The following is a 12487-nucleotide window of genomic DNA, read 5'->3' on the forward strand; positions in this document are numbered from 1 at the left end:
TAAAAATATGTTCCGACTCAGTCAATGCTCCTTTTATGGAATGATAATGTTCATCCAGTTCAGGAACGAAAAGAGTATAACTCCCGTCGGCAGTTTGTTCCAGTTTTATCATAATTTTTTTGATATAAAAATAGTATCAGAAAAGACTAATGACTCCTAATGTCGCGGCTACCAGTATGGCATAGCGGGTTAACTTCCCGATAGTCATTGATAAAGTGACAATACCGATGTGTGCACGCATTAGTCCCAACACAATTAAGATGGCATCTCCTACAACGGGAAGGAAAGAAAACAATGCCATCCATGCTCCTCTTCCGTGAATGAATCGGGTAGCACGTTCCATCTGTTGAGGAGTCACTCCAAGATATTTTTCTATCCATTTCATTTTTCCGAGATGCCCTATCCAATAACATGTTAGTCCACCTAATACGTTACCGGCCGTTGTAGAAATTGTGGACCATATAGGATCAAGTCCTAATCCTACGCATGCAAGCAAGACAGCTTCAGAACTGAAAGGGAGTATGGTCCCTGCCAAAAAAGCTGACAGGAACATGCCAATGTAACCCCATTCGGTTAGAAGTTGAAGAAATGTATCCATAAATTAAATAAGCAAAGTACAAGCCATATTAATAGGGTTGCAATGAATAATATACGGGTAAACCGTGTAAAGGTTAGTGGAAACAGATGTCCTCCCATAAATACCATTGGAATAATAGACAGAGGTAATAATGCATCAATGTGTGAGGGTTGTATAGCAATAAGGATATTGATCCATATTCCCATAAAGAGTATGACTTGCAATAAAATGCGGGTTTGTACTTTATCCTTGTAAGCGGTTCGCAGGTAAGGTATGCTGTATATAATCCAAAGTACAACTATTGTAGCCCATAAGACGTAACGGCTGATATCTATTGTTGTATAGTCAATAGAGTCAAATTGTATAAGTCGTGAGGCTATAACGTAGAACTCTGCAGCTTGGTTAGAATATAGATAGTATCCAAACAGAAACCAGTATGGTAAGGTAAAGCCTATAATGCCGGCAAAGAATGTTTTCCCTTCGAGTGAACGAAGATTAATCATGTGGATATATAGCAATGGGGCTATCCAAGCGATACAAGGGACAATAAAACTACTTAATCCCATCCAGAAAAATGCGTGAAAGATGGGAGTTGAAGCATGCAATGATTCATAACTTTGAAATAATGAATATAGCATACATATAAAAAAAACAGGAAGTAACAGTTCTATATTCCATGTATGCAAGAAAGGTGTTGCTGCATAAAACAAAAGAAACAAAGATGCCGGAAGTGAAGTTCGGGTACGTATTAGTGCAAACTTTGTGTCAATTTCTACAAGCAGATACGTAGCAAGGCCGAAACTTAATAAAGAACCTATATTTGCCCATAGTTGTGGAGTAGATATGGTCCATAAGAATAGTGTCAGTATAGCTACTACGGGTAATGTGATACGTCCCGTTGATGCTTCATATTGGAATCTGTTTTTTGTTTGGATCATATTACGGCATGTTTCATTACAGAAAATTCACCGTACAGATTACACAGGTTATTTTAGTTAATATAGAACTATTGGTATACCTGTGTAATCTGTGGTGAACTATATATTATAAATCGAAGCCGATATCAGAACGGAAATATTTCTTCTCGAACGAAATTTTTCCAGCATTGGTAAATGATTGTTTTAATGCTTCTTCTTTATTGGCTCCATACGAGCTGACAGCGATGACACGTCCTCCGGCAGTGACAACCTGACCGTCTTTCAAGGCTGTTCCAGCATGGAATACAATACTGCCTCCGGCTTTTGCATCTTCGATACCTGTCATCGGATAGCCTTTTTCATAAGCTTCCGGATATCCGCCTGATACCAGCATAACACATACAGCTGAACGTGGATCAATTTCCAGTGTTTTTTCATCAAGGTTGCCTGCAGCTACTCCTTCAAACAATTCTACAAGGTCGCTCTTGATACGTAGCATAACACTTTCTGTTTCTGGATCACCCATGCGGACATTGTATTCGATAACCATAGGTTCACCTTTTACATTAATCAGTCCGAAGAAAATAAAACCTTTATAGTCAATGCCTTCTGCTACAAGACCTTCTATAGTGGGGCGAATAATGCGCTCCTCTACTTTTTTCATCCAGGTTTCGTCTGCAAAAGGTACAGGTGAAACCGATCCCATACCACCCGTGTTCAGGCCTTTATCTCCTTCGCCAATACGTTTGTAGTCTTTAGCCTCAGGTAGAATCTTATAATTCTTTCCGTCAGTCAGCACAAAAACAGAACATTCGATGCCGCTCAGAAATTCTTCGATGACAACTGTTGCTGAAGCGTTGCCGAACATGCCACCCAGCATTTCTTTCAACTCTTTTTTAGCTTCTTCCAGTGTCGGAACTATCAGTACACCTTTACCAGCGCATAGGCCGTCAGCTTTTAGTACATAAGGAGCTTGTAAGGTTTCGAGAAAAGCAAGACCTTCTTCCAGATTGGCAGAAGTAATGCTTTTATATCCGGCAGTTGGAATATGATGACGTTGCATAAACCCTTTGGCAAATTCTTTACTACCTTCGAGTACGGCACCTGCCTTTGACGGACCGATTACTGGAATATTTGCTAAAGCTGCATCGTTCTTGAAGAAATCGTAGACACCTTTCACCAATGGATCTTCAGGACCTACTACTACCATGTTGATATCATTTGCTAAAACGAATTGTTTGATAGCTTCGAAATCATCAGCTTTTATAGCTACATTTTCGCCAACTTCACGTGTACCAGCATTACCCGGTGCAATGTATAACTTTTCGATTTTCGGACTTTGGGCAATTTTCCAAGCCAGTGCATGTTCTCGTCCGCCTGAGCCTAACAGTAAAAGTTTCATATTCTTATAATGTTATGATTTGTAGTCTTTATTTTATTTCAAATGATCAAGGAAGTAACGGGTAATATGCTCATGCAAATGAACGCGGTCACGTCCCATCATGTTATGTCCGTCTTCAGGATAGATGAAGAAGTCAGGATGAGTACCTGCATCGATACAAGCACGCAGGAAACTGATGCTATGCTGTGGAACACAAGTCGGATCCATTCCCCCGATAATGATTTCCAAACGACCTTTCAGGTTTCCTGCTTTTAACCGCAGATTAGAACCTTTATATCCTTCAGGGTTTGTTTCTGGAGTATCCATATATCTCTCGCCGTACATCACTTCATAGAACTGCCAGTCAATAACTGGACCGCCAGCTACTCCTACCTTAAAGATATCCGGATAAGTCAGCATCAGGTTTGTTGTCATGAATCCTCCGAAGCTCCATCCATGAACACCAATCTTGTCGGCATTAACATAGGGGAGTAACTGCAGGAACTTGGCACCTTCTACCTGGTCTTTCATTTCCTCTACTCCTAAATGGCGGAACGTACAATTTTCGAACTTGATACCTCGATTATCACTTCCGCGGTTGTCAACGGTCAGCATTACATAGCCTTGTTGTGCCATGTAAAGATCCCATCCACGTGCATCGTAAAAACGAGTATTGTGTATCATCTGTGCGTGCGGACCTCCGTATACGTAAATGATAGCCGGATATTTCTTGTTCGGATCGAAGTTGACAGGCTTTATCAAACGATAATACAAATCTGTTTCTCCATCCGCTGCTTTAATTGTTCCTATAGTAATTTCAGGTAAATTATAGCCTTCTTTCAACGGATCGGTTGCAGTAAAGAGGGTTATACCTTTTTTCCCTGTTGTAGGAAGAATACTGATTTCACGTGGAACATCATTCGAAGTAAAGTAATCGATAAGATAGGTTCCACTGGCTGATAGTTTGGCCTGATGAGTACCGTCTGCTATGCCAATCAATGTACGTTTCCCATTTTTTACACTCAGACTGAATATATTAGTCTGCAAAGGAGATATTTCTGTACTTGCAATGATTATTTCCTTACGTGAAGTATTGAAGCCCAAAACATCCTGAACCAACCAATCGCCAGTTGTAAGTGGAGTCGTTTTCAAGTATTCACAATATTGGTCTTCGTTATCCTTGCCAGTCTTCCACTCACCTTTCAATTTAGTTTTTGTATCCATAAGATACAAATGATTGAAGCCATCACGTTGAGTCTGGTAAATAAATTGACTGTCATCCCAAGGTAGAAATATCAGAGGGTGCTGAGGCTCTACATAGCGTGTATGCTTTTCTTCGTAGAGTATACCAGTTCTCTTCCCGCTTACAGCATCGTACTGAACGAGCTGTGCATAGTTCTGATCACGGTTCAATTCAATTACAAATACACTCTTTTCGTCAGGACTCCAACTGATGTTGGTAAAATAACGGTCAGTAGGATCGCCGGCCTGTAAATAAATAGTCTTACCATTTTTTACATTATATATTCCGACTGTTACTTTGTGACTTGTCATGCCGGCCATTGGATACTTGTCGGGCACAAGTTCTGCAATACGGGCTGTCGTATTTACCTGTGGATAATCGGTTACCATGCTTTGGTCCATACGATAGAAAGCCAGATATGTACCTTTCGGACTCCAGAAAGTCCCCTTCATGATGCCGAACTCATTGCGATGAACGGCCTGACCATATACAACATTCTTCTCTGATTCTTGATTCTCTGCAACTTTAGGATTAACCATGCTGCTGAAGTCTCCTTCATGTGCTACATATAAATCATTTCCGATGGTATAGGCCATGTAACCATTCTCTTTACAGAAGTCAAAATTAGTCGCTCCTTCTCCTTGTATTTTGAATAGGTTGGCAATTTTCTTTTTATCGAAATCATACCACACCATGTATTTCTGTCCGGGAGTACAATCATCATACTGTGTAAAAGTAATTACATTACGGTCACCCCATGGAAGTGAAGCATACATCAGTGTGCGAAGCGGTTTAATATGTCCTGTAAGTTTATAAGGCATTTCACTGTTTGTTAAAGCCTTGTTTACTTCTTCCAAAGTAACTATTATAGTTTCTTTTCCGCTTTTAGAATCTATTTTTTTGATATTTTCTATATCTGCACGTACGCATACATCTCCCCACCACTGTAAGCCTGGCAGACTTTTCGGCACAAGATTATAGTAATTGCTTCCACCCGGTATGACATCGTTAAGAGTAAAAGCTTTTTTCTCCTGGGCAGATGAGGCAGTTGCAATCATACAGAATAAAGCTATAATTTGAAAAATTCGTTTCATCTTTTTAGTTATTCGTTCTCTGTATTTTCTTCATTTGGACGGCGACGGTGCATATAACGAGGTGCCGGTGCCTGCTTTGGACGTCCGTCATCGGTAGATGGGCGTGAAGGGCGGTTCTCACGAGAGAAGTTTTTCTTATCATTTTCTTTACGTTCTGTCCGGACCCCAGGTTTTCTATCTCCTTTGTATTCCACTCTTTCTGCACGTTTTCGTGGACGTGCTTCGTTTCCTTCCCGCTTGGGTTTAAATTCTTTGTCACTGTTTTCGCTGCGGAAAGTCTTGTATTTTCCGTCGAAAATCTGATATTTACGGAATTGACATTCCAGAGAGCCATTGAATAAAGGAACTTTAACCGATGGCTTCAAACCGATTTGATCAAAACACTCGTCACGATAACTCAATATCCAGGCATCATTCCCACAGAAGGCATGTTTCAAGCGTTCGCCAATCATCTGATATAATCCCAGCAAGTCGTCCGATGAAATTCGTTCTCCATAAGGTGGATTGGTTATGATAATACTCTTTTCCTTAGGCTGCTCAAACTGCTGGAACGGCTGTATTTTCAGAATAACATCTTTGCTAACTCCGGCTGCTTTCACATTATGGGTAGCAATTTCGTTTGCTTTTGGATTATTATCATATCCGTAAATCTTATGCTTAAAGTCACGTTCATTCGAGTCATCATTATAAATTGAGTCGAACAAATCCTGATCGAAATCTCGCCATTTTTCGAATCCAAATTCTTTGCGGAATACACCTGGGGCGATGTTACGTGCAATCAGTGCTGCTTCAATAGGAATTGTTCCAGAACCACACATCGGATCAATTAAGTCACATTCACCTCTCCATCCTGTCATCAGAATCATACCTGCTGCCAATACCTCATTCAGTGGGGCTTCTACTTGTTCCTGGCGATATCCACGGCGGTGTAACGATTCTCCAGAGCTGTCGAGTGAAAGTGTACAACGGTCTTCTGCAATGTGAATGTTGATAGCCAAATCCGGATTGCTAATACGAACAGACGGACGATTGCCTGTTTTTTCACGGAAATAATCGACTATAGCATCCTTCACTTTGTAGGCAACAAATTTTGAATGGCGGAAATCATTCGAGAATACTACGGCATCGACAGCAAAACTGCTCATATTATCTAAGTAATCTTCCCAGGCAATACTTTTGACAGCGTCGTATACTTCATCGGCTGTTTTTGCTGTAAAATGCTTGATCGGTTTCAGGATGCGGATAGCTGTGCGTAGACAAAAGTTAGCACGATACATCATTGCTTTGTCACCTGTGAAGGAAACCATACGGCGTCCGATTTCGATGTTTCCGGCTCCCAGTTCGGTGAGTTCTTGTGCCAGTACTTCTTCCAGTCCCTGGAAGGTTTTGGCGATAAGCTCGAATTCTTGATTCATCTTAATTAAATTACGTAATTTCAATTATTTGTGCAAAAATATGAATTTTCAGTCAGTCAGTCAACTGTTTGGCAAGGTTTAAATACTTTTTCTGGCAAGCAAGTTATTTTCTTTTTGGGTTTATGGCATTTTATATTGAAAAAATCTTCTAGAATGTTTTTCTTCAAGGGAAGTTGATTTTGATATTTTAATAATCAAAAGAAAAAAATGTATCTTTGTCGAAACATGGAATTATTAGCCGAAAGTAATGCAAATGAATGATCTGATAGTTGGAGTAATTGCTTTGTGAGTTTCGGCGAATTAAAGAATATACGGAATATTAAAAATTTAGAGCATGAGAATACGTACTTTATGTTTTATATTGAGTATATTGTTATCGGTTGTAGTGGCGAAAGCTGATGAAGAAAGTTTGTGGCAACTGGAAGCTGTTGATATTCATGCACCGTATGCTCCAGCTCCGATGGGCAATGGATGTATTGGTATTCTGCCTCAGAAAGAGCCTTTTAAAGTAGAGCATGTTATATTGAATCATGTTTTTGATGCGGCTGCTCCTCATGTCGTGAGTCGAGTGATGAAAGGAATTAACCCTTTCTGTTTATCGGTAAAAATAGATGGAGAAGCGGTTGATACGTCTGACATATCCAGTTGGCATCAGACAATAGATATGCGCCGTGCCATACATCGTACCGACTTGTCTGCATTGAACAAGGCAAATATTTCTTATGAATTATGTGCATTACGTAATTTGCCATATGCTGGTTTGATTCATGTAAGGATTCAGGCTCGTAAAAATATGATGCTCGAAGTCCGTTCTGCGATGGATATCCCCGATGATTATGCCAAATTTGCAGTCCGTTATCGAGAGATGGAGGCTGAGGGGCATCCTATGTATATGCTCGAATCGGATGCTACTTCCCGTTTGGGTTATCGTCGGGTGGCTGCTACTTCTTCTTTTCTTTTCGAAGGCAATCTGATAAAACCAATGTATGATGAGGCAACTCATGAACTTTATTTTTCACTTCCGATAAAAGAAGGAGAAACATTTTGTTTTTCTTTAATTGGAAGTGTTTGCTCTTCTCGTGATTTTCTTGATCCTTTTAATGAAGCGGAGCGTCAGGTAATTTATGCGATACACGAAGGTCGGGAAGCTTTAATGCAGGCCCATTATCGTTTGTGGAATGAACTGTGGCAAAGCGATGTGCGTATAGAAGGTGATGATAATGCACAGCGTATTGTTCGTTTTGCCTTATTCAATTTGTATGCTTCGTGTCGTGCTGGAAGTAGACTGAGCATACCGCCGATGGGGCTTTCGTTACAGGGATATAATGGACATATTTTTTGGGATACAGAGTTGTGGATGTACCCTCCTATGCTTTTGTTGAATCAGGATATAGCCAGGTCTATGCTCGATTACCGGTTCGATCGCCTTCCTGCTGCTCGTAAGAAAGCACTGTCTTATGGTTATCGGGGAGCTATGTTTCCATGGGAAAGCGATGATTCTGGTGAAGAGGCAACTCCAACTTTTGCTTTAACCGGACCGTTTGAACATCATATTACAGCTGATATAGGAATTGCCTGTTGGAATTATTATTGCATAACTCATGACATGCATTGGTTGCAACGTGAAGGTTATCCTCTGCTTAAAGAGATAGCTGATTTTTGGGTAAGCCGTTCTTCTTATAATTCCGATGGCTCGTATTCTATTCACAACGTAACTGGGGCTGATGAATATGCCAATGGGGTGACTGATAATGCCTTTACAAATGGTGCAGCTTCACTTGCTTTACAGTACGCTTGTCGTGCTGCTGAAGTTTGTGGTGAGAAAGTTCCTGAAGCGTGGCAGAAAGTTGGAGAAAATATTCGTATTTTACAGTTTAAAAATGGTGTGACTCGTGAGCATGCTACTTATAAGGGAGAAATGATAAAGCAAGCCGATGCCAATTTGTTGGCTTATCCATTGGGCTTGATAACAGATGAGAAGCGGCAGAAACAAGATTTGGAATATTACGTTGAGCGTATAGACCAGAAAGACGGTCCTGCCATGTCGTATTCTGTTTATTGTGTTCAGTATGCTCGTATGGGAGAAGCTGGGAAAGCTTATGAAATGTTCCGCCGTTGTTATGAACCAAACTTGAGAGCACCTTTTGGAGTTATTTCAGAAACTCCAACAAGTAATAATCCTTATTTTATGACTGGAGCAGGAGGTTTGCTACAGGCTGTGCTGAATGGTTTCTGTGGATTGCAGATTACAGATAATGGTATCGTACAGCTTCCTTCAGTACTTCCTCCTCATTGGAAGCGGGTAGTAGTTACCGGAGTAGGTCCCGATAAACAAACTTATATCAGAGAAAGGTAAGATATGCACGAAGAAGAGTTGCTTATTGAAAAACTGCGTAAAGGTGATGAGAAAGCGTTTCGTTTGCTTTATGACCGTCACTATGTCTTGTTGTGCCGTTTTGCAAACCAAATTCTGAATAATGCAGCACTAGCAGAAGAAGTAGTAGATGACGTTATCTTTTATCTGTGGGAACATCGTCAGGAAGTTGAAATACATTATTCTATTCGAGCTTATTTGATGCGTGCGGTGCGTAATCGTTGCTTGAATGAGTTACAGTCACAAAACCATCGTGAAGAACTTCGTCTGTCGTCTTTTTTGTCACCGGAAAGTATGGATTTTCTCGATTCCCTTTTTGTGGACGACAAGCAACCATTGGGGGTGCTTTTGGAACAGGAGCTTGAAGATGAATTGAAACGTAGTATAAATGAACTGCCATTGGAATGTCGGAGGGTGTTCTATAAGAGTCGTTTTGAGCGAAAAAAATATGAAGAAATTGCTACGGAATTAGGAATATCGGTTAATACTGTTAAATATCATATAAAGAATGCATTGGCGTTTCTTCAGAAGCGTTTGGGAAATTACTTAAGATTGCTTATTGTGTATATTTTTATGAGTAATTAATTTTTTGATGTTATTGTATTTTTCATAAGATTTTTCTTAATGCTTTTTTATCTGTACAAAATTTAATATACAACTATTTAACCATTTGTAAATGAGTGGATTATAATTTTTGTTTCTGAAACAAGAAACAAATCAGGAACAAAAATGGTTTTTTAGGTAAATCCTCGTTTTTTTGTTTGCATTACTTTTCATTCCTTTCACTTGCTTGCAATCAAAGCACCAATCCAAGCTATTACTATGCTTTCTCATCCTGATTCAATATATGTTTTTCATATATCCAGGAATTCGCAGCGAAAAGAGAAAAGTATTGTTTTCAATGATCGGTATCAATATGTGCAAAGTTAAAAATAATCATCCAAGCAATCAAATATTTGTCTATTTTTAGTTTACTTTAGTTTAGCATATATATAGGCTAATGGACTAAACTAAACTGTTTTTGCTCCCTCTGCCACTCCCTTTTTAGACAGCAGAAAGTGGACTCCCTTTGACTCCGTCCTTTCTCTTTTCGCTGCAATATATTCCTTTATAAGTTTACGAGTAAATATAAGCATTCGACTTCGGGCTATTTGATGAATTGTGCCGCAAAGGTATTTGTCATGGCTTTCTTGTATGCAAGGTATCCTTGAGGTTCACAACAAAATCTCCACCTTGCTTTGCAGCGGTAGCATTTGGTCGTGAAACCTTGCATAAAGAGCCATGACACCTTATGAAGCGACATAATTAATCAAGCCTGAAGTAGTAAATGCTACATGAGGGAAAAAAAGAGAACTTAAAATAGAATTATATGGCAAATTATGCGACAAACATTTTCTACGCAAGTACAGAAAACCAAAATGACCTCAATAAGATAGAGGCTTTCTTGGATGACAATTTCAGTTGTTATGCAAACAAGGAGGACATACTTATTGACTTTTTATAAAAACAACATCATCATGAGAAATACATTATACAGGCAGATGGTCTATTGGATCAATGCCCACCGAACATGGATAGAGGTCGCAGACGACAACCTCTATAAAGAACATATCATCTCAAGAAGTGACAGGACGGACTACCTTGTCTCCCGAACTTTGGTCCTGCGGGCGTTCAAGACAAACGGAACATACCTCGAAGGTACCACATGGGCCATCCCTGAACATGAACTGAACAAAGCTTTGGCTATCTATCGCAAACAGGACCGGTCATTCAAGCAGCGAATCAAAAAAGCTGCAATGAACCTCACGGCCGTGGATGCCGAAACCATTATCCGCTTGGCAACTTATGATATTGTCCACTTGGAACTCAGAGCAACACCTATACACGTACCCGAAAAACCATATTACTTATGTTACTGAAAATATTGCAACTCATCTTTTGCGTGACCCCTCTTGTACTGTCATTGATATTGTACAAAAAGCCATACCGGTTTATGGCAAAGTTTCACGCTTCCATGAAACAAAACATCAGAGCCCGCAAACTTTATACACGGGTGATTCTGTTCCTGCTACTGCTTTTCCACTATGTCTATGCAAGTGGACATGCTGGTGAATTCGGCATCCTGGTATCAACCGTTATCTGTGCCGCTATGTTCTCGTTCAAGCTGGCGGACAGATGTCTGAGCCGTTTGCATGATTCCATGAGTCTGTTTGCCGGCATCAGTGCTATAACATTGGTCAGCTGCTTTGAACCGTATCTGTACACTACTACCGTAACTGCGTATTATATTCTTTTGGCAGCCCTGTTCTATCCCTCTGCTCCGGTCACATCCGAATGCGATGATGAAGAAAAGGCAGAAGGAACGACAACGCATCCTGAAACGATATCCGAAAAGAAACACGATAATCATCACGCGATGGTGTCTTTGAAGCGGACAAAGGCAGCATTTCAGAAACTCCGCACTGTAATAATCATTAAAACAAAGTAAAATGGAAAATAGTCAAGAGAATACGACCTTTATATTAGCAGATGTCAAGGTGTTCGATTTCCTGAAGGAGAAAGCTGGAGACCGTAAAACGAAGACGGAAGCGTATTGGGACCTGCTGGACAGATCAATGGCAGGTTTTGTTTCTCCATTTGTAAGAAAAGTGGAGCGAAAACTTCTTCCCAACCAATGTCATGTGACAATCTCCGATCTTGCAGAATTCTGGCATTGGCATCGTGCCACTGTCCGAACATTTCTGGATGCTCTGGAATCTTTCGGGCTACTTGAACGCACAAAACTTAATAAAAGCGTCATTATCACCATGACCGTGCAGTCTGGAAAAAATACAATAGCCGGAACTGAACAGGATGAGCCGGACTTTGCCACACGAATCGGCAGTATATTGTCCGAATGGGTCATCGGCAAAAAGACATCGGAGGATGCCGGTCATTCATGTGGTCAGGCTCTTTGCCAGGCATTAGCCGCCATTGCCGGTAAAGATAATTCTCAGGCTTCCGGCAACGGCACCGATATGGTATCGGCAGAAGTCGTCAGACAGGAAGAAAAACTAAGGGAAACAATATTAGAGTGTATTGCCAATGCCGCTCTCCAGCGTGTGTTGCGTAAGTCAAGATTCGATAACAGTTCACAACTGTCGCAGTTCTTCACCCTTGACCTCAGCGGTGAATGGGGCGCGTTTATCGAGACCGCCAAAGAGCTTGCGGAGCTTGTATTTAATCCCGAAACATCCGGCGCAGTGTTGATATGGACAGGAACAAAGAACTCCTTAAATCGTTCCGTATTCCCTTTTTATCGCTTGCGGCAAAAGCCCAGACATTGTCGGACTGAACCGGGAAACGAAAATGAATTGTATAACCAGGAACAATCCATCCCTATCTCAGTCCTGACATCCTTCCAGTTTTATGAGGCAAGTGGGCTTGCCTACATGCCACGAAACAGAGGGAGTGGGTAGCCTAATACCCCTGCCGACTAACGTCGCA

General features: G+C 40.7%; 9 protein-coding genes and 2 pseudogenes. 5 read left to right on the top strand and 6 right to left on the bottom strand.

Annotated features, from left to right (window positions below; translation table 11 throughout):
* The 6 genes and pseudogenes from WKT12_RS01815 to WKT12_RS01840 all read right to left on the bottom strand — a co-directional run.
* Positions 1–109: pseudogene (locus WKT12_RS01815) on the bottom strand (tRNA (5-methylaminomethyl-2-thiouridine)(34)-methyltransferase MnmD); the annotation flags it as partial.
* A 27-nt stretch (positions 110–136) separates the two neighbouring features.
* Positions 137–598 (bottom strand): YqaA family protein, encoded by a 462-nt coding sequence (locus WKT12_RS01820; RefSeq protein ID WP_340318612.1) that lies wholly within the window; start codon positions 596–598, stop codon positions 137–139.
* The gene (locus WKT12_RS01825; protein WP_340318613.1) at positions 574–1515 is read right to left on the bottom strand and encodes a hypothetical protein; all 942 of its coding nucleotides are present in this window, start codon (positions 1513–1515) and stop codon (positions 574–576) included. Before WKT12_RS01825 ends, WKT12_RS01820 begins: the two co-directional genes overlap by 25 nt.
* A gap of 106 nt (positions 1516–1621) precedes the next feature.
* Positions 1622–2896: a phosphoribosylamine--glycine ligase gene (purD, locus tag WKT12_RS01830; RefSeq protein ID WP_340318614.1), complete on the bottom strand. Its 1275-nt coding sequence runs from the start codon at positions 2894–2896 to the stop codon at positions 1622–1624.
* A 33-nt stretch (positions 2897–2929) separates the two neighbouring features.
* On the bottom strand, positions 2930–5212 hold the full coding sequence (locus WKT12_RS01835) for a S9 family peptidase (RefSeq protein WP_340318615.1): 2283 nt from the start codon (positions 5210–5212) through the stop codon (positions 2930–2932).
* Between the two features lie 8 nt (positions 5213–5220).
* Positions 5221–6627, bottom strand: coding sequence for a THUMP domain-containing class I SAM-dependent RNA methyltransferase (locus tag WKT12_RS01840; RefSeq protein ID WP_340318616.1), 1407 nt, complete (start codon positions 6625–6627; stop codon positions 5221–5223).
* A 334-nt stretch (positions 6628–6961) separates the two neighbouring features.
* Between WKT12_RS01840 and WKT12_RS01845 the strand changes: the two genes are divergently transcribed.
* The 5 genes and pseudogenes from WKT12_RS01845 (at position 6962) to WKT12_RS01865 (ending at position 12335) form a co-directional block, all read left to right on the top strand.
* On the top strand, positions 6962–8983 hold the full coding sequence (locus tag WKT12_RS01845; protein ID WP_340318617.1) for a glycoside hydrolase family 65 protein: 2022 nt from the start codon (positions 6962–6964) through the stop codon (positions 8981–8983).
* 3 nt (positions 8984–8986) lie between these two features.
* Positions 8987–9586 (top strand): RNA polymerase sigma-70 factor, encoded by a 600-nt coding sequence (locus WKT12_RS01850; RefSeq protein WP_340318618.1) that lies wholly within the window; start codon positions 8987–8989, stop codon positions 9584–9586.
* A 932-nt stretch (positions 9587–10518) separates the two neighbouring features.
* Complete coding sequence (locus WKT12_RS01855) at positions 10519–10920, top strand: hypothetical protein (RefSeq protein ID WP_005807212.1); 402 nt, start codon at positions 10519–10521, stop codon at positions 10918–10920.
* Positions 10911–11489 (top strand): hypothetical protein, encoded by a 579-nt coding sequence (locus WKT12_RS01860; protein ID WP_445323110.1) that lies wholly within the window; start codon positions 10911–10913, stop codon positions 11487–11489. Before WKT12_RS01855 ends, WKT12_RS01860 begins: the two co-directional genes overlap by 10 nt.
* Before the next feature lies 1 nt (position 11490).
* A pseudogene (locus WKT12_RS01865) lies at positions 11491–12335 on the top strand (MarR family transcriptional regulator).
* The last annotated feature ends 152 nt before the right edge of the window (positions 12336–12487 follow it).

It is taken from the genome of Phocaeicola sp. HCN-6420 (assembly GCF_037890145.1).
In the GTDB taxonomy this organism is placed as follows: Bacteria; Bacteroidota; Bacteroidia; order Bacteroidales; family Bacteroidaceae; genus Phocaeicola.